Genomic DNA, 21,001 nt, shown 5'->3' with positions numbered 1-21,001 from the left:
GGCCGGGAACGACCTGGCCGGCCGTGAGAAGGTGCGGACGGCGCGACAGAAGAACCAGACAGGAGCACATGACAGTGAAGATCGCGGTTCTCGGGGGCGGACACGGTTCCTGGGCCACGGTGGCGGAACTCGCCGAGCACGGCCACGAAGTGCGCTGGTGGCGGCGGAATGCCGAGGCACTGGAAGCAGTGCGCGCGACCGGAGCGGTGGGCGTCCGGGACTACCGAGGTTCCCGCTCGGTTCCGGTGGGCGACGGCGCCGGACAGATCAACCCGGTGACGGACCTCGCCGAGGCGGTGCGCGGCGCGGCGCTGGTCGTGATCCCGCTGCCGTCGACCACGCACGACGATCTGGCTCCCCAGCTCGCCCCGCTGCTGTCCGAGGGCCAGGTGGTGTTCCTGCCGCCGGGCACGTTCGGTTCGCTGGTGTTCGCCAAGGCGGTCGCCGCGGCGGGCGGAAGCTCGGAGATCGCGTTCGCCGAAGCCGGGACGCTGCCGTATCTCGCGCGCCGGCACGGCGACGCGGAAGTGGTGATCAGCGGCTACGCGACCCGTCTGCCGACCGGGGTTTTCCCGTTGCGGCTGGCGGAAAGCGCGTTGCGGACGCTGCGCGAGGCGTACCCGAGCGTCGAGGACGCGGGCGACGGGCTCAGCGGAGCGCTGATGAACGCGGGCCCGATCATCCACCCGCCGCTGATCACGATGAACGCTGGCCCGCTTGAGCATTTCGCGGCCTGGGACATCCACAACGAGGGCACGCAGCCGTCGATCCGCAGCGTCACCGACGCGCTGGACGCCGAGCGGGTCGCGCTGCGCGAAGCGTTCGGCTACGGCGCGCCGCATTTCCCGCTGGCCGACCACTACGCCACCGACGGCGAGGAATGGATGTACGGCCGCGCGGCGCACGAACGGCTCACCGACAGCGGCGACTGGCGCGAGAAGATCGACCTCCACACGCACCGGTACATGGTGGAAGACACCAGGCTCGGGTTGTCGCTGCTGGTCTCCGCGGGCCGGTTCGCCGGGGTTCCGACGCCGGTCGCGCAAGGCCTGCTGGCGCTGGGCTCTGCCATCACCGGCCGCGATTTCTACGCGGAGGGCCGGACCTTCGAAAACCTCGGCCTGGCGGAGCTCGACCGCGCCGGCCTGACCGAACTGCTGCGGAACGGAGTCCAGTCGTGATCGCCATCGTCGGGGCCGGGCGGATGGGCGAGGGCATCGCGCTGGCCTTCCTCGCGGCCGGCCATCCGGTGCTGCTCGCGGACGTCAAGGACCGCACCGAGGAAGAACGCCAGCTCCGGCGCGACGAGGTCCGCAAGCGCCTCGCCGACCGGCTGCGCGCGATGTCCGGCCACGCGGACGCGCTGGAAAGCCTGACACTGGGCGACCGTTCGGCGAAGGAACTCGCCGACGCGACCGTGGTGTTCGAGGCCGTGCCGGAGGTCATGGACATCAAGCGCGAGGTGTTCGGCTGGCTCGGCTCGCAGGTGCCGGAATCGGCGGTGCTGGCCTCGACGACGTCGACCTTCCTGGTCACGCAGATCGCCGAACTCGCCGACCGGCCGGAGCGGGTCGTCAACGCGCACTGGCTCAACCCGGCCGAACTGATGCCGCTGGTCGAGGTCAGCCGCAGCGACGACACCGATCCCGCCGCGGTCGACCGGCTCGTGGAATTGCTGCGCGAAATCGGCAAGGTGCCGGTGGTGTGCGGGCCGGCCGCCGGGTACATCGTGCCGCGGCTGCAGGCGCTGCTGATGAACGAGGCCGCGCGGATGGTCGAGGAAGGGGTGGCCGGCGCCGCCGAGATCGACCTCGCGGTCCGTGCCGGGCTCGGCCCGCGGTTTTCGGTGCTGGGCCCGCTGGAATTCATCGACTGGGGCGGCGGAGACATCCTGTACTACGCCTCGCGCTACCTGACCGGCGAACTCGGCGAGCGGTTCCAGGCGCCCGCGATCGTCGAGGAGAACATGACCGGCCGGCGGCGAGGCCTCCAGGACGGGGCCGGGTTCTACCGCTTCGACCCGGCCGGGGTGCCGGACTACCGGGCCGCGCGGATGCGGGAGTTCGAGGAGATCTTCCGGCTGCGGGAACCGCATTTGCGGGACGGGACACCGGTTCCGGTGCGTCCGGACGACGATTCGGCGGAGTGATCTGGCGGCCGCGGGTTCCGGCCCGCGGCCGTCAGCATTCCTCGAGCCATCGAGCTGCACGGACGGTGCGTGGGTGCGCCTCGCCGAAGACTGCGCTGAGCCCGGCGACCACGGACTCGAGTTCTTCCGCGGCACCCGATCGGTCGCCCCGTTGAGCTGCGGCCCGGGCCAGCGTCGCCCGAAGTCCGAGCACTGTCGGATGTCCCGCTGGCCAGGCACCCGCGGCCAGCACGGTCCGTGCCGAGCGCTCAGCTTCGTCCAGGTTGCCGCTCTCCACGCAGGCCCGGGCGAGGACACTGCGCAGGACCAGCGCGCGTCGGCCTCGGAGCCCGCCCAGGAGCTCGCGGAGCAGGTCGGCTGCCTCGGCGGCCTGCCCTGCTTTCAGGAGCACGGTCGCCAGGCACGCTCGCAGTAGCGGCCCCTTCTCGAACAACTCGCGCAACGAAGCGATCGCCGCCTCCGGGTCTCCGGTTTCGGCTTGCACTACCAAACGGAGCCCGCGGACCGCGTCCCGATCCTCGTCGGTCTCGCAGAGCGCATCCTCGTCCGACAGCAGTTCCTCGGCCGCCTCATAGCGGGCCAACGCGCGCAGCGCAGTGATTTTCTGACGTCGTCCGGCTTTCGTCCGCGAGTGCGCCGGGCCGAGTTCGGCCGCGCAGTAGTCGACGTGCGCGTCCAGCACGGCCAGCGCGTCTTCGTATCGCGCCGCCACGCCATAGGCTTCCGCCAGGAAGAGCTGGGTCTTGAACGTCGCGGCCTGGCGCGCGCCCCACGTTTCCGCGAACAGCTCGGCGGTCCGTGCCAGCACCGGGATCGCTTCTGCCGGACGGCCCTGCGCAGTCTGGCAAAGCGCCAGATTCGCCCATGCGGCAAGGGTGTTCGGCCCGCGCGGGCCGAAGACATCCGTCAACGCGGGGATGAGATCCGCGTAGTGCTGTTCCGCGGCTGGCCAGTCCTCGTCCTTGCACAGCAATTGACCCAGCAGGAGCCGTCGGCGCAGGTTCGGCACGCAGTTCGGGTTGCGTGCCTTCGCGAGGGCGGCCCGCAGCGCGGCGACCTCGTCAGCCGGCTCTGGCTTCGCGCGGAAGAGTCCCACTTGGACAGTCTGCCCTTCCAGCGGTTCGGTCCTCGTTCCGGCGCCCGGCAGCTCCCCGGGAGTGTGCCGTCCCCCACTCGACCGGGCCACTCCCCTGGTTACCGGCGGGTAACAAGGGCTAGGGTGCGGGCAGGAACACTCTCGACCTCAGGAGCATTCGTGGCCGCACCAGCTACGCCGCCGCTCGCGCCCACCGCGCGAGGGGTGCGCAATGTCGTCTTCGTCGAAGGGGTACGCACGCCCTTCGGCAAGGCCGGCGACAAGGGCATGTACGCCGGGACCCGGGCGGACGACCTCGTCGTCAACGCCATCCGCGAGCTGCTGCGGCGGCATCCGGAGCTGCCGCCCGAGCGCGTGGACGAGGTGGCGATCGCCGCGACGACGCAGACCGGCGACCAGGGCCTCACCATCGGCCGCACCGCCGCGCTGCTCGCCGGGCTGCCGAAGTCCGTGCCGGGCTTCGCGATCGACCGGATGTGCGCGGGCGCGATGACCGCGGTGACCACCACCGCGAGCGGCATCGGCTTCGGCGCGTACGACATCGCGATCGCCGGCGGCGTCGAGCACATGGGACGCCACCCGATGGGCGAGGGCGTCGACCCGAACCCCCGGATCATCGCGGACAAGCTGGTCGACCCGACCGCGCTCGTGATGGGCCAGACCGCGGAGAACCTGCACGACCGGTTCCCGGAGATCACCAAGGAGCGCACGGACGCGTTCGCCGCGCGCAGCCAGGAAAAGTACGCCGAGGCGGTCAAGACCGGCAAGATCGGCCCGGAGCTGGTGCCGGTCGCCACGCGCACCAAGATTCAACCCGCGGAGCGCAGCTCCTCCGTTGAGGGCGGCGGCGGGGGCATGGATGGACTCGGCTGGGGCCTCGCGACCGAGGACGAGCCGCCGCGCCCGGGCACGACCGTCGAGCAGCTGGCGAAGCTGAAGACGCCGTTCCGCCCGCACGGCCGGATCACCGCGGGCAACGCGGCCGGGCTCAACGACGGCGCGACCGCGGCGATCCTCGCCGACGAGGACACCGCGCGCGAGCTGGGCCTGCCGATCGGGATGCGGCTGGTCGGCTACTCGTTCGCCGGCGTCGAGCCGGAGGTGATGGGCATCGGGCCGGTGCCGGCCACCGAGAAGCTGTTCAAGCGCACCGGCCTGTCCATCGACGACATCGGCCTGTTCGAGATCAACGAGGCGTTCGCGGTGCAGGTGCTCGCGTTCCTCGACCACTTCGGCATCGCCGACGACGACCCGCGGGTCAACCAGTGGGGCGGCGCGATCGCCTGCGGCCACCCGCTGGCCTCGTCCGGCGTGCGGCTGATGACGCAGCTGGCGCGCCAGTTCGCCGAGCGCCCCGACGTGCGCTACGGCCTCACCACGATGTGCATCGGCATCGGCATGGGCGGCACCGTGATCTGGGAGAACCCGGCCTACAACGGCTCTGAGGGGGCGAAGTAATGACTTTCACCGCGGAAGAGGCGAAGGCCGCGTTCCCGGACGAGGTCGTGACGAACGCGGTCACCAACCTGGTCAAGGTTCCCGGTCTGGACAAGCCGGTCGCACTGATCACTTTGGACAACGGCCACGACCACACCCGGCCGAACACCTTCGGCCCGCAGGGTCTGGTTGCGCTGAACTCCGCGCTGGACGAGGCGTTCGCCGCCGAACCCGCCGCCATCGCGGTCACCGGCAAGCCGTTCATTTTCGCGGTCGGCGCGGACCTTTCCGGCGTCGAGGCGGTGTCGGACCCGAAGCTGGCGCGGGAGATCGCGCAGACCGGGCACGACGTGTTCCGCCGGCTCACCGAATCGAAGATCCCGACCTTCGGGTTCATCAACGGCGCGGTGATGGGCGGTGGGCTCGAACTCGCGCTGTCCTGCCACTACCGGACACTGTCGGACAACACCGCGGCGATCGCGTTCCCCGAGGTGTTCCTCGGCCTGTTCCCGGGCTGGGGCGGCACGCAGCTGCTGCCGAACCTGATCGGCCCGGACGCCGCCGTCACCGTGATCATCGAGAACGCGTTGGCACAGAACAAGATGCTGAACGTGCGCAAGGCCGCCGAACTCGGCATCGTCGACGAGGTCTTCGGTTCCGCGGACTACCTGGAGCAGTCGCTGCTGTGGCTGGCGAAGGTGGTCAACGGCGAAATCGCCCCGGCTCGCCGGGAAATCGACCGCGGCGCGGAGTGGGACGCCGCCGTCGCGCGCGCCAAGTCCATCGTGGACGGTCGCACGCACGGTGCGTCGCGGGGCGCGACCAAGGCCGTCGAACTGCTGGAGCTGGCGCGGGAGAACGACCTCGACCGCGGTTACGCGGCGGAGACCGACGCGCTCGCCGAGCTGCTGATGTCGGACGTGCTGCGCGCCGGCCTGTACTCGTTCAACCTGGTCAACAAGCGGGCCAAGCGGCCGGCCGGCGCGCCGGACAAGTCGTTGGCGCGCAAGGTGAACAAGGTCGGCATCGTCGGCGCGGGCCTGATGGCCAGCCAGCTGGCGCTGCTGTTCGTGCGCCGCCTCAAGGTGCCGGTGGTGCTCACCGACGTCGACCAGGCGCGGATCGACAAGGGCGTGGGCTATGTCCACGAGGAAATCGACAAGCTGCTGGCCAAGAAGCGGGTTTCGCCGGACGGCGCGAACCGGCTGAAGGCACTGGTGACCGGCTCGCTCGACAAGGCCGCGTTCTCCGACGCGGACTTCGTCATCGAAGCCGTTTTCGAAGAGCTGGGCGTGAAGCAGCAGGTCTTCGCCGAGCTGGAGCAGCACGTCTCCCCCGAGGCGATCCTGGCCACGAACACGTCGTCGCTGTCGATCACCGCGATGGCCTCGAAGCTGCAGCATCCGGAGCGCGTGGTCGGCTTCCACTTCTTCAACCCGGTGGCCGTGCTGCCGTTGCTGGAGATCGTGCGGGGCGAGAAGACCGACGACGCGACGCTGGCGACCGCGTTCTCGGTCGGCAAGCAGCTGAAGAAGTCGAGCGTGCTGGTGAAGGACGCGACGGCGTTCGTGGTGAACCGGCTGCTGCTGCGCTTCCTCGGCGAGGTGCTGGTGGCGGTGGACGAGGGCACGCCGTTCGACGTGGCCGACTCCGCGCTGGAGCCGCTCGGCCTGCCGATGTCGCCGCTGAACCTGATGCAGCTGGTCGGCCCGGCCATCGCGCTGCACGTCGGCGAGACGCTGCACGGCTCGTTCCCGGACCGCTTCACCGTCAGCGAGAACCTGGAAAAGTTCGTGAAGGCGGGCAAGAAGGGTGTCTGGACCTGGGACGCGGACGGCAAGCCGTCGGTCGACCCGGAGGTCGCCGAACTGTGGGAGCAGGGCGACAAGCCGTCGACCGCCGAGGAGGTCCGCGACCGCGCGCTGAACGCGATCGCCGAAGAGGTCCGGATCATGCTCGACGAGGGCGTGGTCGCGGAGGCCCAGGACATCGACCTGTGCCTGATCCTCGGCGCGGGGTGGCCGTTCTGGCTGGGCGGCATCACGCCGTACCTCGACCGGTCGGGCGTGTCCGAACGCGTCAACGGCAAGCGGTTCCTCTCCCAGGGGGTCGCTTCGGTTCCGGCGTAATGCCTCGGCGGAGCCGCCTCGCCCGAGGCGGTTCCGCCGTGAACCGGGACACACCGAGCACTTCGTGATCTTCCGGGCACCAGCCGTTCACCACTGCCCCATAGCGTCCTGCCGAATCGTCGGAGCAGGTCAGGAGCAGGATGAACAGCACGAACCCGGGCGGCGTCGGCCGTCGCGGATTCTTCAAGCGCGCGGGTCTGGCCGGCGCCGTCGCGGCCGGAGCCCCGATGCTCGCAGCGGGCCGAGCCGACGCCGCGGGCCTCGATCTCGACTGGTTGTCCAGCCGCCGCTACCAGTGGGTCGCCGGCGATCACCACACGCACAGCCAGTACTCGTACGACGCGATGTACACCGTCGACCGGATCGCGGCCGGCGCTCGTGAGCACGGCGCGAAGTGGATCGTCTTCACTGACCACGGACACGCGACGCACGAGAAATCGTCGGTGGAACCGACCAGCCGCGACGTCCTCGCCGCGCAGCGGAGGCATCCGGATCTGCTGCTGTGGCAAGGCGTGGAGTGGAACGTGCCGGGCGCGGAGCACGCCACGCTGTTCTTCCAAGCCGGACGCGAGCAGGCGGCTGTCTTGCGCGAGTTCGAGCGCAGTTTCGACTGGCGGCTGACCGGTTCCGAATCCTCGAGCCCGGAACACGAAGAGTTGGCGCTCAAGGGTTTGCGGTGGCTCGCCGAGCAGGAACGCACGCGGCGGATCCACGCGCCGGTCGTGCTGGTCAACCACCCGCTGCGCAACGGCCGGGTGTCGCCGCACGAACTGCGCAATTACCGCGACACCGCGCCCGGGATCGTGCTCGGCATGGAGGGCGCACCCGGTGCGCAAGCCGACGGATTGCCTAAGCCGCAAGGCAATGGCGGCGCACGGGGCGGGTACGCGAACAACCCCGGAACGAACTCGTGGCCCGGCTTCCCGGCCGAGGCGTACCGCACGTTCGGCGGCTGGGACTGGACCGCCGCGAAGGTCGGCGGGCTCTGGGATTCCCTGCTGGCCGAAGGAAAACCGTGGTGGATCACCACGAACTCCGACTCGCACTACAACCGCGGCGACCGGCTCGTGCGCCCGGCGGTGCCGGACGGCTGGTACGAGCAGACCGGCAAGTACCCGGACCCGGTCGACAGCGGGGTGCCGCAATTGTCCGCGCCGTACGCGGATTTCTACCCTGGCGAGTTCAGCCGCACCGTAGTCGGCGTACGGCGGCCGGGCTTCGAGGGCGTGCTGGAAGGCCTGCGCGCGGGCCGGATTTGGCTGGCCCACGGCGGTTTGGTGCAGCACCTGGAAGTCGGCGTCGCCGGCGGCGGCGAATGCGCGACGTTCGGCGGACGCCTGCGCGTACGCCGCGGCTCGACGGTGACGGTCGTCGTTTCGGCGGTGACCGCATCCCGGCCGAACGGATCGGGTTCGGTGCCACGGCTGGGCCGGCTGGACCTGATCTCCGGCCCGGTCACCGGCCCGGCGGCGGATCGCGACGCGATGACTGCGCCGGGTACGCGAGTGGTCGAGTCGTTCACGCCTTCGCGCAGTTACGCGGGTCGGCGGGTGACGTTCCAGCACACGTTCCGCAACGTGCGGGAGCCGTTCTACGTGCGAGTGCGCGGAACGGACGGGAACCGGCACGTCGCGGGCGGGATCGAGCCGGCGATGGACGTGATCGGGCAGGCGAATCCGTACGAAGACCTTTGGCTGTACGGGAATCCGACGTTCGTGGACGTCTGCTGAGCACTGCTTCCGGCAGGCGCGGTTTCGGCCGCGCCTGCCGGATCAGAGTCAGATGCCGACGACGGTGAGCAGTCGGTCGAGGCCGATGAAGTCCTTCGGATTTCTGGTCAGCAACGGAATCCGCTGCACTGCTGCCGTCGCGGCGATCTGCAGATCCATCCGGAGGGGACGGGAGTCTCGCCCGAACTGGCGGACCAGCGCGGCGGCTGTGCCGTACATCTTGGCCTCGTTTGATGGCGAACGGCAGCACGACGAACTGCTCGAGAGCGGCGTGATAGCGCTCGACCCGTTCCGCAAGCCGGATGGGATCGTTGGTGGCGAGGCCGTAGGCCAACTCTGCGATGGTCACCGAACTGACCGCGGGGATCGAGGACGCGAACGAACCGAGGTCGAGGCGTTCGAGATCGATCACCACGGAGGTGTCGAGCAGCACCCGAGCCGGGGCTGTCACTGTTCTTCCCCCGGCTCGCCCAGGCGGTCCGTGCCGAAGACAGCGTCATCGGCCTCTCGTTCGCGACGCCATTCACCGCTGTCCATCGGCGGAAGCCCGCGGAAGGCGTCCTGGATCTCGCCGAGGCTCCGGTTGCGCCGGGGTTCTTCCTGGGCGCGGTGCAGCACCAGGTCAGCGACCGGCTTTCCGTTGCGGGTCACGATGAACATCTCGCCCGCCTCCACCCGCCGCATGATCTCCGCGTTGTCGTTGCGCAGCTCGCGCTGACCAATGAAATGGGGCACGACAACCATCGTCGCAACTTCTGAATAAGTGAGCTACGCAGCAGGCAGCCGCACCGTCACCGACAACCCGCCTCCGACCACCGGTTCCGCGGACACCGTTCCGCCGTGTGCCTGCACCGCCGCCCGCACGATCGACAATCCCAGCCCCGCGCCGGAACGCGCCGTGCGGGCCACCCCCGCGCGGCGGAACGGCTGGAACAGTTCCGGGACCGCCGCCGGGTCCAGCAGGCCGCCCGACGAACGCACCCGCAGCGTCGACCATTGCGGGCCCGGTTCGGTCGTCACCTCGATCCAGCCTCCGTCGACGTTGTGCCGTACCGCGTTCTCGACCAGGTTTCCGGCGATCCGTTCCAGCAGAGCCGGATCCCCGATCGCGGGCGACGGCTGCATCGCGAACTCCGCGCGGAGACCCCGTTGTTCGGCCTCGCCCCGGACGGCGGACCACGCGCGCTCGACCAGCACCGTCAGGTCCACCAGTTCCCGCGTCGCCAGACCGGCTCCGTCGGTCCGCGCCAGCAGCAGCAATGAATTCACCAGCTGTCCCGCCCGGTTAGTCGCGTCCAGGACGACCCCGGCCATCCGGCGGAACTCGGCCTCGTCGGCGTGTTCGTCGGACAGCGTCACGTCCAATTCGGTGCGGATCACCGACAGCGGGGTGCGCAATTCGTGGCTCGCGTTGGCCACGAAATGCCGCTGCGAATCGAACGCGTCCTGCAGCCGGTCGAGCATGTCGTCGAAGGTGCGGGCCAGTTCGGCCAGTTCGTCCCGCGAGCGGACCTCGCCGATGCGCTCCCCCAGCGACTCGATCGACAGCCGCTGCGCCGTGCCGGTGATCTCGCGCAGCGGGCGCAGCACGCGGGAGGTGAACGTCCACGCGAGAATCGCCGCCGCGGCCACCACGAAGAAGAACGCCAGCGAGCCGAAGATCAGCACCCGGGTGACGGCGTGCGTGCGCAGATGCTGCGCGAGCGTGGACGCGTCCACGTCGTTGCCGTCGACCCGGACGATGGTGCCCGGCGGCATGTGCGGCACGGCGTCGACCGCGTCGCCGACGAGCGTCCACGCCAGCCACAGCAGCAGCAGCCCCGCCGCGGCGACCAGGACGGTCGCCAGGACGGTGACGCGCACCCGCAGGCTGCGGGCACCGGGAAGCTTCACTCCGAACCGGCGACCGACACCCGGTAGCCCGAGCCGACCACGGTCTCGATGATGCCCGGTTCGCCGAGCTTCTTGCGCAGGGTCATCACGGTGACCCGGACCGTCGTGGTGAACGGGTCGGCGTTCTCGTCCCACACCCGTTCGAGCAGTTCCTCGCTGCTGACCACGGATCCGCCGGCGGACAGCAGCACCTCGAGCACACCGAACTCCTTGCGGGTCAGCTCGACCGGCCCGCTCGCGCGCCGCACGGTCCGCTTCGCCGGGTCCAGCTCGACGTCGCCCGCGGTGAGCAGCGGCGGAGCGGCGGGCGTCGCGCGGCGGCCCAGCGCCCGCACGCGCGCGACCAGCTCCGGGAAGGCGAACGGCTTGGCGAGATAGTCGTCCGCGCCCAGGGACAGCCCGTCCACCCGGTCGGACACCGAACTGCTCGCGGTCAGCATCAGCACGCGCGTCAGCTCGCCGGACGTCACGATCTCGCGGCACAGGTCGTCGCCGGACATCCCGGGCAGGTCGCGGTCGAGCAGCACCACGTCGTACCGCGTGACGGACGACTTCTCGTGCCCGTCGTCGCCGGTGAGCGCGATGTCGACGGCCATGCCCTCCCGCCGCAGCCCGCGGGCGATCGCGTCGGCCAACGGCTCTTCGTCTTCGACTACCAGAACTCGCACCAGACCACAATCCCATAGTTTCCTGAGAACACCTGAGAGACCTGAGTGGACACTCGCGTTCACGCCCAGCGCAACGCGAACCACAGTCGCATCCGTGTTTCCGGGTCGGCCAGCTGCACCCCCAGCGCCCGTTCGACCTGTCCGATCCGGTGCCGCACGCTGTTGCGGTGCACCCCTAGTTCGGTCGCGGTGCGGTCCCAGCTTCCGTGGTGCGCCAGCCAAGTCCGCAAGGTCGGCACCAGCTCGCGGCCGTGCGCGCGGTCGAGTTCCCGCAGCGGGGCCAGCAGCCGTTCGGCGAACGCGCCGGCCGCGGCGGGTGGGATCAGCTCGTCGAAGCCGAGCGGATCGGCGCTGGCGGCCAGCGGACGGGACAATGCTCGGGCGCGCGCGAGCAGCAGTTCGGTTTCCGCGACGGCGGCCGGCAGGTCCTCGGCGGGATGCGGCGTGCTGGCCACCACGAGCCAGCCGTGGTCGAGGAGGCCGTCCAGGTCGCCCAGTTCGCCGGCGATGGCGTAGAAGCGCGGGCCGGGCAGGACCTGGACGAGCGGGGTGTCGAGGCGGGCGCGCAGCCAGTCCGGCCGCCGGGCCAGCGCGTCCGGGCCCCGCCGGTGGGCGACTCCGGCGACGAGCCGGGCCTGGTCGCTGCCGACGACTCCGGCCAACGCGTCCGATCCGGGGCCGCCGAGCAGCAATGCGGTGGCCGCGGCACCGAGTTCCGCGCTGTCCGATCCGGCGCGGCCGACGAGTCCCAGCAGCGCCGCGCCGACGGCCAGGATCGCCCGGTCTCCGCTGTGGAACCGCTGCGCCCGGCCGACCACGACCAGGTGCGCGGCGGTCGCCTGCGGATAGACCGGCTGCGCGACGACGTGCGTGCCGTCCGGCAATTCGGTCGAGGCGATGCGGATTCCGGAGCGCGAGCGCAACGTCGCGAGCAGTTCCTTCACCGGTGACGGCAACGGCTGCGGCGCGTCGTAGCCCGCCGCCAGCACGTCTCCGGCGCCGACCATCGCGACCCACCCGCGCAACCGGCCGGCGAGCGCGGCGACCAACTCCCCCAGGCCGCCGCCAGCGGCTCGCGTCAACGCTTCGCGACCTTCGGCCAGCCGTCGTTCTTCATGCCGGCCTGCCTCGGCGAGCGCAACTGCGACGGCGCGGTTGATCGCCAGGAACGGCGTCGCGGGCGGCACCACTAGCAGCGGCAGACCGTGCTCCGCGCAGGCGTCGCGCAGCGCGGCCGGCAGGGTTTCCGAGACCGTCGGAGTCAGGCCGAAGCCCAGCGCGGTGACGCCCGCGTCGCACAGCCCGCGGACGTACCGGTCGGCATCTTTCGGCAGGTTCACGCCCGCGGTCAGCACGAGCTCGGCACCCACCAGGTACGGCGCGGGATCGGCCAGTTCGCTCACGTGCGCCCACCGCACCGGCCGGTCCAGCGCGCCTGGACGCAGCGTTTCGGGCACGACGTCGAGCGCCAGCTCCGGGTTGCCCGCGACGGTGCGTAGTGGGACTGTCACCTCTGCGGGCAACAGCACGTCCTGGTGGGTCATTTCAACCAATCTCCGACGAATTCCTGGATACATCGTCCCATGCCGCCGCGGGGCCGCCCGACCCTACGGTGTCCCGCAAGAACCCACCCCGTTTCAAGGAGGACCCGTGGGCGGCGACTATGCGGTGATCGCGCTGTACATCGCGGGCATGATCGGGGTCGGCTGGATCGGCCTCCTGCTGGCCAAGACCAAATCCGACTACCTGGTCGCCGGACGGCGGCTCGGCTGGTTCATGTACTCCGGCACGATGTCGGCCGTCGTGCTCGGCGGCGCGTCGACCGTCGGCGGCGTGAAGCTCGGCTACACCTACGGCATCTCCGGCGCGTGGCTGGTGATCACGATCGGCGCCGGGATCCTCGTGCTGCACGCGGTTTTCGCACGGCGGCTGGTGAAACTGCGCGTCTACACCGTCGGCGAGATGCTCGACCTGCGTTACGGCGGCCGCGCGAGCGCGGTGTCCGGCGTGGTGATGTGGGGCTACACGCTGATGCTCACGGTCACCTCGACGCTGGCGTTCGCGTCGATCTTCAAGGTGCTGTTCTCGATCCCGAGCTGGGCCGGGATCGCGATCGGCGGGTCGATCGTGGTGCTGTACTCGGTGCTCGGCGGCATGTGGTCGATCACGCTGACCGACATCGCGCAGTTCGTGATCAAGACCGTCGGCATCCTGTTCGTGCTCCTGCCGGTCGCGCTCGTCTCGGCGGGCGGCTTCAGCGGGATGGCCGAGAAGCTGGACGCGTCGTACTTCGAGTTCACCTCGATCGGCGGCGAGACGATCCTGACCTACTTCCTGATCTACACCTTCGGGCTGCTGATCGGGCAGGACATCTGGCAGCGCGTGTTCACCGCGCGCACCCCGCGCGTCGCGACCGGCGGCGGTGTCATCTCCGGCGTGTACTGCCTCGTTTACGGCATCGCGGGCGCGCTGATCGGTACGGCGGCGAAGGTCCTGTACCCCGATCTCGGCAGCGCTCAGGACGCCTTCGCCACCATCGCCGAACGGCTCCTGCCCACCGGCGTACGCGGTCTCGTGCTCGCTGCCGCGCTGTCCGCGCTGATGTCGACTTCGAGCGGCGCGCTGATCGCGTGCGCCACCACGACGACTTCGGACCTGTTGCGCAAGGTCGGCCTAAAGAGTGGCGAGGTCTTGCGTAACCGAGTGACGACACTTGTGCTGGGCATCGTGGCCATCGGGATCGCAATGCTCGTGGACGACGTCGTCAACGCGCTCACCATCGCGTACGACATCCTCGTCGGCGGCCTTCTCGTGACGATCATCGGCGCGCTGTTCTGGAAGCGCGGTACTCGCGAAGGCGCGTACGCGTCGATGGTGGCCGGAACGGTGTCCGTGATCGCCTTCATGATCATCGACGGAGTCGCGGCCAACAGTCCCATCTATTGGGGCCTCGGGGTCAGCCTGATCGTGTACGTCGGCGTCAGCCTCGCGACACCGCGTACGCCGGACAGCATTCTTTCCGTGTGGACCCAACGTCTCCACGGCTCCGAAGCCGCTGAAGATCTCAGCGCATCTGAAATCCGACAGGAGTTGCCCCAGTGAGTGAACAGCGTCCGGTCGGCCCGCTCGACTCGTCGCAGATCCCGCGTTTCGCCGGCTTCGCGACCTTCGCGCGGCTGCCGCGGATCGACGAGGTGCCGAGCGCCGACGTAGCCGTGGTCGGCGTGCCGTTCGACTCCGGCGTGTCCTACCGCCCGGGCGCGCGGTTCGGCCCTTCGGCGCTGCGCGAGGCGAGCCGGCTGCTGCGGCCGTATCACCCCGGTCTGGACGTTTCGCCGTTCGCCGAGAAGCAGGTGGTGGACGCCGGCGACATCGCGGTCAACCCGTTCCACATCGGCGAAGCGATCGAGAAGCTGCAGCAGGAAGCCGAAGCGCTCACTGCGGGCGAGACGAAGCTGGTGACCGTCGGCGGCGACCACACCATCGCGCTCCCGCTGCTGCGCGCGGCAGCGAAGAAGCACGGTCCCGTTGCGCTGCTTCACTTCGACGCTCACCTCGACACCTGGGACACCTACTTCGGCGAGCCGTACACGCACGGCACGCCGTTCCGTCGCGCAGTCGAAGAAGGCATCCTCGACACCAGCGCCGTGTCGCACGTGGGCACGCGCGGCCCGCTGTACGGCAAGCGCGACCTTGAAGAAGACCGTCGCCTCGGCTTCGGCATCGTCACCTCCGGCGACGTACTGCGCCGCGGCATCGACGAGACCGTGGACGCGCTTCGGCAGCGCATCGGCGACCGTCCGCTCTACGTGTCCGTGGACATCGACGTGCTCGACCCCGCGCACGCGCCGGGCACCGGCACCCCTGAGGCGGGCGGCATGACCAGCCGCGAACTGCTGGAGATCCTGCGCGGCCTGCGCGGGCTCAACCTGGTCGGCGCGGACGTCGTGGAACTGGCTCCGGCGTACGACCACGCCGAGATCACCGCGGTCGCCGCTTCGCACGTCGCCTACGACCTGGTCAGCCTGCTGGCGCTGGGACGCGGCGCATGACCCGGATCGGCGGCGACGTTGTCGTAGAGACGCTGCGGGCGCTCGGTGCGCACACCGTGTTCGGCCTGCCTGGGCAGCACGCGCTCGGCTTGTTCGAAGCGCTGCGCCGGGCCGAGGACCTGCGCGTGGTCAGCTCGCGAGTGGAGAACAACCTCGCCTTCGCCGCGGACGGCCACGCGCGTGCCCGGCTCGCCGCCGATCCGCACGGCCCGGTGCCGGTCACGCCGATGATCGTGTCGACCGGCCCCGGCGCGCTGCTCACGCTGGCCTCGCTGCAGGAATCGCGCGCGGCTTCGGTGCCGGTGCTCGGGATTTCCAGCCAGATCCCGGTCGCCGGGCTGGGCGGCGGACGGCACGGCTATCTGCACGAACTGCCGGACCAGCAGGCCAGCTTCCGTGATGTCGTGAAGTCGGTGCACGTGGTCCGCTCGATCAGCCAGATCCCGACCGCGCTGCGCGAAGCGTGGGAATCCGCCGCGACCGCACCGTACGGGCCGGTGTGGGTGGAAATCCCGCAGGACGTGCTGCTCGCCGAAACCACCCTGCCGCAGTTGACCTCGGTGACCGCCGCTCCGGCACCGCTCGAACCGTTGCCGGAGCTGGTCGCTGAAGCCGTGAAGCTCCTCGCCACGGCGAAGAATCCGGTGATTCTCGCCGGTGGCGGCGCCCTGCGGTCCGGAGCGCACGACGAGCTGCGGCAGCTCGCCGAAACCCTGCGCGCGCCGGTGGTGTCGACGTTCGGCGGCAAGGGCGTTTTCGCCTGGGACCACGAGCTTTCCGCGCAATCGTGGCTGGAAGACTGGCACACCACCGAATTCCTCGCCGCCGCCGACGTCCTGCTGGTGCTCGGCTCCGGGCTGGGCGAGCTGTCCAGCAACTACCGCGAGTTCGCGCCGCGCGGCCGGATCGTGCAGGTGGAAGCGGATCTCGGCAAACTGGAGTCGAACTATCCCGCGCTCGCGCTGCACGCCGACGTCCGGCACACCCTCCGCGCGGTGCTGGCTCAGCTCGCCCCGCGCACTCCGGACGGCCGCGCCGAAGCCGCGGTGAAGGATCTGCTCGCCCGCGTCGAGTCCAGATTGGACAGTCAGCCGCTCGCGCTGGAGCGGAAGCTGATCGACGACATCCGCGCCGCGCTTCCCGAGGGTACGCAAACCTTCTGGGACATGACCATCGCGGCCTACTGGGCGTGGTCGGCCTGGAATCCGGACGGCGCGCCGATCCACACCGCGCAGGGGGCGGGCGGCCTCGGCTACGGCCTCCCCGGCGCGCTCGGCGCCGCTGCCGCGGGGGTGCGGGCGCTGGCCGTGTCCGGTGACGGCGGCGCGATGTACGGACTGGCCGAACTGGCCACCGCCGTGCAGCACCGGCTCGACGTGACCTGGCTGGTGATCGACGACGGCGGCTACGGCATCCTGCGCGAATACCTCACCGGCGCGTTCGGCCAGACCACCGCGACCGAACTGCCGCGACCGGATTTCGTCGCGCTGGCCGAATCGTTCGGCATCCCCGCGCGAAAGACCACTGTGGACACTGTCCGCACCGATCTCGCCGACGCGCTGCGCACCCCGGGACCGTCCGTCGTCGTGCTTCCCGCGCTGCTGAAGATGTTCGCCCCGACCCACTTGGAGCACTCGTGACCCACGTCCGCAACTTCGTCGGTGGCGCCCTGGTCGACACGCCCGACACCGAGGCCACGCTCGAACTGACCGACCCGGCCACCGGCAAGGTCTTCGGCACCAGTGTCGTTTCCCGGCGGAACGAAATCGACCTCGCGATGGAATCGGCCGCGCGCGCGTTCCGGTCGTGGCGGCGCGGCACGCCCGCGGAGCGCCAGGAAGCCCTGCTCAAGATCGCCGACGCGCTGGAAGCCCGCGCGGAGGAGTTCGCCGACGCCGAGGTCCGCGAGACCGGCAAGATCCGTTCGGTCGTGCTGGAGGAGGAAATCCCGGAGTGCGTGAGCACGCTGCGGTTCTTCGCGGGCGCCGCCCGGCAGCTCGAAGGCACCGGCGCGGGCGAGTACTTGGCCGGGCACACGTCGGTGATCCGCCGCGAGCCGATCGGTGTGTGCGCGCAGATCGCGCCGTGGAACTACCCGCTGATGATGGCTGTCTGGAAAATCGGCCCGGCGCTCGCCGCGGGCAACACCGTGGTGCTCAAGCCCGCCGAGACCACCCCGTCCACCGCGGTGCTGCTGGCCGAAACCGCGGCGGAATTCCTGCCGCCGGGCGTGTTCAACGCCGTGTGCGGCGACCGGGAAACCGGTCGTGCGCTGGTCCGGCACCCGCACACCGACCTGGTGTCCATCACCGGCTCGACGCGCGCCGGCATCGACGTGGCCACCGTCGCCGCGGCCGATCTCAAGCGCACCCACCTGGAACTGGGCGGCAACGCTCCCCTGCTGGTCTTCCCGGACACCGACCTCGCCGACACCGCCGAGCGGATCGCCGACGCCGCGTTCTACAACGCCGGACAGGACTGCACGGCCGGCAGCCGCGTGCTGGTGCACGAAAGCATCCACGACGAATTCGTTGCCGCACTGGCGAAAACGGCAGCCACCCGCCGTCCGGACGTCGACTACGGCCCGCTCAACAGCCGTGCGCAGCTCGACCGCGTGCTCGGCCTGCTGGAGCGGCTGCCGTCGCACGCCCGCGTCGAAACCGGCGGCACCGCGACCGGACCGGGCTTCCAGCTCGCGCCGACCGTCGTCTCCGGCCTCCGCCAGGACGACGAATTGGTCCAGGAAGAAATCTTCGCGCCGGTGATCACCGTCCAGCCGTTCGCTGACGAGACCGAAGCGCTCGAACTGGCCAACGGCGTCCCGTACGGCCTCGCTTCCTCGGTGTGGACGAACGACGTCGCCCGCGTCGCGCGGGTGTCGCGCGACCTCGATTTCGGCTGCGTGTGGGTGAACACGCACGGCCCGCTCACCGCCGAGATGCCGCACGGCGGGTTCGGCCACTCAGGGCACGGCAAGGACCTCTCGGCGTACTCGTTCGCCGAGTACACCCGCGTCAAGCACGTCATGACGAGGTTCGAGTAATGAGCGACAAAGTCACCGAGGTCGAGCAACACGGCATCGCGCCGATCCCGCCCGCCGAACAGACGTCGCGGCCGCGCGACCTGTTCCGGCTCGCGTTCGGCGGGGCCAACACGTTCGCCACGATCATCCTCGGCACGCTGCCGATCGCGTACGGGCTGAGCTTCTGGGCCGCGCTCGCGGCGACCGTCGTCGGCGTGGTGCTCGGCGCGCTGGTGCTGTCTCCGATGGCCTTGTTCGGCCCGGTCACCCGGACCAACAACGCGGTTTCGTCCGGCGCGCACTTCGGCGTGGTCGGCCGGTGCGTCGGCTCGTTCCTGTCGCTGCTCACCGCGATCACCTTCTTCGCGATCTCGGTCTGGGTGAGCGGCGACGCGGTAGCCGGTGCGGCGCAACGGCTTTTCGGCATCGACGGCGGCCCGGCGCTGCGCGCGGTCGCGTACGGCGTGATCGCGATCGCCGTGCTCGTCGTGTGCATTTACGGTTACCGCTTCATGCTGCTGGTCAACCGCGTCGCGGTGACGCTGGGCACGCTCATCATGCTGCTCGGGATCTTCGCCTACGGCGGTTCGTTCGATCCGTCGTTCGCCGGCAGCGGCAATTTCGCCCTCGGCGGTTTCTGGCCGACGTGGATCCTCGCCGTGCTGACCGTGATGGCGAACCCGATCTCGTTCGGCGCGTTCCTGGGCGACTGGTCGCGCTACATCCCCGCGGCCCACTCGCGGCGCTCGCTGCTGGCCGCGCCGTTCCTCGCGCAACTGGCGACGCTGCTGCCGTTCGGCTTCGGCATCGCGACCGCGACCCTGGTCGCCGATCCCGCCGACTACGTCACCGGCCTGACCGCGATTTCCCCGCTCTGGTACGCGATCCCGCTGATCGTGGTCGCGCTGATCGGCGGACTGTCCACCGGCACCACCGCGTTGTACGGCACCGGACTGGACTTCAGCTCGATCTTCCCGCGGCTGTCCCGCGTGCGAGCGACGCTGCTGATCGGGACGCTGAGCGTGCTGTTCATCTTCGTCGGCAATTTCGTGCTCGACATGGTGTCCAGCATCAACGCGTTCGCGACGCTGATCGTGCTGTGCACGTCGCCGTGGATGGTGATCATGATGATCGGCTACGTGCAACGCCGCGGCTACTACGACCCGGCCGATCTGCAGGTCTTCAACGAAGGCCGCACCGGCGGACGGTACTGGTTCCACCGAGGCGTCAACTGGCGCGCGATGGCGGCCTGGATCCCGGCTACGGGGCTGGGACTGCTGTGCGCGAACACCCCGATGATCACCGGCCCGCTGGCGGGCATCGCGGGCGGAGTGGACATCAGCCTCGTGGTGACGCTGTGCACGGCCGCGGTGGCGTATCCGGTGCTGGTGAAGGTGTTCCCGGAGCCGCGGGAGGTGTTCGGGGACACCGCGATGATCGCCGCGGAAGCGGTGGCTGCCGAGGCGTAGCGGGGCTGCCCGCCACTCGTGGGGAGACGCGAAACGCGGTACGCGCGCGGGCAGGCTGTGGGACGATCCCTGTCCCCGAAACCCCTGCCTGGAGGCGATTCGTGACGTTCGCAGTCGGCATTTTCGACCTGTTCAGCTTCGCCGTGCCCGGAGCGGTCCAGTTGTCGCTGCTGGTCTACGTGCTCGACCGGCTGGGGATCCTGCACGTCGCCGCGCTGACTTCCGCCCCGGGAGCGCTCCTGGTCGCCGGTGCGGTCGTGGCCAGCTATCTGCTCGGACATCTCTTCCACCCACTGGCCGCGCAGCTGGAGCGGGTGCGCCCCCGGCGGGACGCGGAGGAGGCCCGGCAGGAGTTCGTCGCGCAGATTCCGCAGGCACGGGACCGTGCTTACGTGAAAGCCAACCCGGTGCTGCTCGTCGCCGCGGCGGAATTGCACGACAAGGACGCCGCCGGAGAAATCGTCCGGATGCGTGCGCAGTCGGTGATGCTGCGCAACATCGCCTTCGCGTTCACGCTGGCCGCGGTCGTCGCACTCGTCCAGACCGCGACCGGACCGCATCGGCTGGTCGCCGCCGGAGCCGCGGCCCTCTCGGTGCTCGGCGCGACCGGGGCATTGGGCAGCAGCCGGAAGGTCTGGCACATGTCCCGGCTGAAGGCGCTCGAGATCTGCTACTGGATTCCGGACATCGACCAGACTTTCGCCGACGCCCCGGCGGAAGGCTAGCGGGGCGCGTCCCGCCGACATCGAGAAATGGCGGTTCCCCGCTCCGGGGACCCGCTGTTCACGTACTCAGGCGCGAGGTTTTCCGAGGCACTCCGGTGAAGTTCGCTTCTCCTTGCCGCCTCCGCCACGTCGGAGACCCGTGGAACCAAGGACCGCCCCGCTCAAGCGCACGGCCCCCGCACCCCGCGCAAGCAGCTTCCCCCGCTTCGAAGCCCCGCGATCCGAAGGCCACCCCGCTCAAGCGCGAGACCTCCGCCCCACTCGCTCAAGCACGCCTCTCCCCCGGCTTCCCCACGCCGGAACCCTCCGCGACCCGAGGACCGCCCCACTCAAGCTCGAGACATCCGCCCCACAGGGTCAAGAACGCCTCTCCCACGCCTTCCCCCGCTGCGACGCCCGCCGCCCCTCGGGGACCGTCCCACTGAAGCGCGAGACATCCGCCCCACTCGCTCAAGCACACTTCTCCCGCACCGCTCCCCCGCGCCGGAACCCAACCGGCCCGAGGACCACCCCACTCAAGCGCGAGACCGCCGCCCCACTCGCTCAAGCACACTTCTCCCGCACCGCTCCCCCCGTTACCTTTTTCGTAGCTCCTGATCAAGGAGTTCGTGGTCGCCAGGCCCGGCATGAC

Annotated in this window: 17 protein-coding genes; 11 read left to right on the top strand and 6 right to left on the bottom strand. The window is 70.1% G+C overall.

The features are described 5' to 3' along the window. Window positions 1-68 precede the first annotated feature (68 nt). Both L942_RS09180 and L942_RS09175 read left to right on the top strand, forming a co-directional pair. Window positions 69-1,181 carry an NAD/NADP-dependent octopine/nopaline dehydrogenase family protein gene (locus L942_RS09180; RefSeq protein ID WP_235078997.1) on the top strand — a complete coding sequence of 371 codons (1,113 nt, stop codon included), beginning with the start codon at window positions 69-71 and terminating at the stop codon, window positions 1,179-1,181. After that, window positions 1,178-2,149: a 3-hydroxyacyl-CoA dehydrogenase NAD-binding domain-containing protein gene (locus L942_RS09175; RefSeq protein WP_037357527.1), complete on the top strand. Its 972-nt coding sequence runs from the start codon at window positions 1,178-1,180 to the stop codon at window positions 2,147-2,149. Before L942_RS09180 ends, L942_RS09175 begins: the two co-directional genes overlap by 4 nt. A 31-nt stretch (window positions 2,150-2,180) precedes the next feature. On the opposite strand, the gene L942_RS09170 is transcribed toward L942_RS09175, so the two are convergent. After that, window positions 2,181-3,245, bottom strand: coding sequence for a tetratricopeptide repeat protein (locus L942_RS09170; RefSeq protein WP_037357525.1), 1,065 nt, complete (start codon window positions 3,243-3,245; stop codon window positions 2,181-2,183). Between the two features lie 204 nt (window positions 3,246-3,449). On the opposite strand from L942_RS09170, the gene L942_RS09165 reads away from it, so the two are divergent. The 3 genes from L942_RS09165 to L942_RS09155 all read left to right on the top strand — a co-directional run bounded on the left by L942_RS09165 (window position 3,450) and on the right by L942_RS09155 (window position 8,541). Beyond that, on the top strand, window positions 3,450-4,703 hold the full coding sequence (locus L942_RS09165; protein WP_037357523.1) for a thiolase family protein: 1,254 nt from the start codon (window positions 3,450-3,452) through the stop codon (window positions 4,701-4,703). Beyond that, entirely contained in the window at window positions 4,703-6,811 is a 2,109-nt protein-coding gene (locus tag L942_RS09160) for a 3-hydroxyacyl-CoA dehydrogenase NAD-binding domain-containing protein (RefSeq protein WP_037357521.1), read from the top strand. The genes L942_RS09165 and L942_RS09160 overlap by 1 nt, the downstream gene beginning before the upstream one ends. Before the next feature lie 140 nt (window positions 6,812-6,951). Next, on the top strand, window positions 6,952-8,541 hold the full coding sequence (locus tag L942_RS09155; RefSeq protein ID WP_037357519.1) for a PHP domain-containing protein: 1,590 nt from the start codon (window positions 6,952-6,954) through the stop codon (window positions 8,539-8,541). 48 nt (window positions 8,542-8,589) lie between these two features. On the opposite strand, the gene L942_RS45295 is transcribed toward L942_RS09155, so the two are convergent. The 5 genes from L942_RS45295 to L942_RS09130 all read right to left on the bottom strand — a co-directional run bounded on the left by L942_RS45295 (window position 8,590) and on the right by L942_RS09130 (window position 12,646). Beyond that, complete coding sequence (locus tag L942_RS45295; protein ID WP_235078995.1) at window positions 8,590-8,760, bottom strand: hypothetical protein; 171 nt, start codon at window positions 8,758-8,760, stop codon at window positions 8,590-8,592. A gap of 228 nt (window positions 8,761-8,988) precedes the next feature. After that, window positions 8,989-9,285 carry a type II toxin-antitoxin system Phd/YefM family antitoxin gene (locus tag L942_RS09145; protein ID WP_037357517.1) on the bottom strand — a complete coding sequence of 99 codons (297 nt, stop codon included), beginning with the start codon at window positions 9,283-9,285 and terminating at the stop codon, window positions 8,989-8,991. A 24-nt stretch (window positions 9,286-9,309) separates the two neighbouring features. Further along, window positions 9,310-10,434 (bottom strand): sensor histidine kinase, encoded by a 1,125-nt coding sequence (locus L942_RS09140; RefSeq protein WP_037357515.1) that lies wholly within the window; start codon window positions 10,432-10,434, stop codon window positions 9,310-9,312. Next, window positions 10,431-11,102, bottom strand: a complete 672-nt coding sequence (locus L942_RS09135; protein WP_009075614.1) for a response regulator transcription factor — start codon at window positions 11,100-11,102, stop codon at window positions 10,431-10,433. Before L942_RS09135 ends, L942_RS09140 begins: the two co-directional genes overlap by 4 nt. Window positions 11,103-11,161: 59 nt before the next feature. Next, window positions 11,162-12,646, bottom strand: coding sequence for a PucR family transcriptional regulator (locus L942_RS09130; RefSeq protein ID WP_051165830.1), 1,485 nt, complete (start codon window positions 12,644-12,646; stop codon window positions 11,162-11,164). 106 nt (window positions 12,647-12,752) lie between these two features. Between L942_RS09130 and L942_RS09125 the strand changes: the two genes are divergently transcribed. The 6 genes from L942_RS09125 to L942_RS09100 all read left to right on the top strand — a co-directional run bounded on the left by L942_RS09125 (window position 12,753) and on the right by L942_RS09100 (window position 20,370). Continuing rightward, the gene (locus tag L942_RS09125; RefSeq protein WP_037357513.1) at window positions 12,753-14,204 is read left to right on the top strand and encodes a sodium:solute symporter; all 1,452 of its coding nucleotides are present in this window, start codon (window positions 12,753-12,755) and stop codon (window positions 14,202-14,204) included. Further along, entirely contained in the window at window positions 14,201-15,154 is a 954-nt protein-coding gene (gene speB / locus L942_RS09120) for an agmatinase (RefSeq protein WP_037357511.1), read from the top strand. The genes L942_RS09125 and speB overlap by 4 nt, the downstream gene beginning before the upstream one ends. Further along, window positions 15,151-16,794: a thiamine pyrophosphate-binding protein gene (locus L942_RS09115; RefSeq protein ID WP_037357510.1), complete on the top strand. Its 1,644-nt coding sequence runs from the start codon at window positions 15,151-15,153 to the stop codon at window positions 16,792-16,794. The genes speB and L942_RS09115 overlap by 4 nt, the downstream gene beginning before the upstream one ends. Then, window positions 16,791-18,197: an aminobutyraldehyde dehydrogenase gene (locus tag L942_RS09110; protein WP_037357508.1), complete on the top strand. Its 1,407-nt coding sequence runs from the start codon at window positions 16,791-16,793 to the stop codon at window positions 18,195-18,197. Before L942_RS09115 ends, L942_RS09110 begins: the two co-directional genes overlap by 4 nt. Beyond that, window positions 18,197-19,645, top strand: coding sequence for a purine-cytosine permease family protein (locus tag L942_RS09105; RefSeq protein WP_037357505.1), 1,449 nt, complete (start codon window positions 18,197-18,199; stop codon window positions 19,643-19,645). The genes L942_RS09110 and L942_RS09105 overlap by 1 nt, the downstream gene beginning before the upstream one ends. 101 nt (window positions 19,646-19,746) lie before the next feature. Further along, the gene (locus tag L942_RS09100; protein ID WP_037357503.1) at window positions 19,747-20,370 is read left to right on the top strand and encodes a hypothetical protein; all 624 of its coding nucleotides are present in this window, start codon (window positions 19,747-19,749) and stop codon (window positions 20,368-20,370) included. Window positions 20,371-21,001 lie beyond the last annotated feature (631 nt).

It is taken from the genome of Amycolatopsis orientalis DSM 43388 (assembly GCF_000411975.1).
GTDB lineage: Bacteria > Actinomycetota > Actinomycetes > Mycobacteriales > Pseudonocardiaceae > Amycolatopsis > Amycolatopsis orientalis_D.
This window is presented reverse-complemented; position numbering and strand designations above follow the sequence as displayed.

Excerpts from the sequence above, each read along its gene's own strand:
- L942_RS09115 (WP_037357510.1), top strand. The coding sequence starts at position 15,151 with ATGACCCGGATCGGCGGCGACGTTGTCGTAGAGACGCTGCGGGCGCTC.
- L942_RS09160 (WP_037357521.1), top strand. The coding sequence starts at position 4,703 with ATGACTTTCACCGCGGAAGAGGCGAAGGCCGCGTTCCCGGACGAGGTC.
- L942_RS09155 (WP_037357519.1), top strand. The coding sequence starts at position 6,952 with ATGAACAGCACGAACCCGGGCGGCGTCGGCCGTCGCGGATTCTTCAAG.
- L942_RS45295 (WP_235078995.1), bottom strand. The coding sequence starts at position 8,760 with ATGTACGGCACAGCCGCCGCGCTGGTCCGCCAGTTCGGGCGAGACTCC.
- L942_RS09130 (WP_051165830.1), bottom strand. The coding sequence starts at position 12,646 with ATGACCCACCAGGACGTGCTGTTGCCCGCAGAGGTGACAGTCCCACTA.
- L942_RS09145 (WP_037357517.1), bottom strand. The coding sequence starts at position 9,285 with ATGGTTGTCGTGCCCCATTTCATTGGTCAGCGCGAGCTGCGCAACGAC.
- L942_RS09105 (WP_037357505.1), top strand. The coding sequence starts at position 18,197 with ATGAGCGACAAAGTCACCGAGGTCGAGCAACACGGCATCGCGCCGATC.
- L942_RS09180 (WP_235078997.1), top strand. The coding sequence starts at position 69 with ATGACAGTGAAGATCGCGGTTCTCGGGGGCGGACACGGTTCCTGGGCC.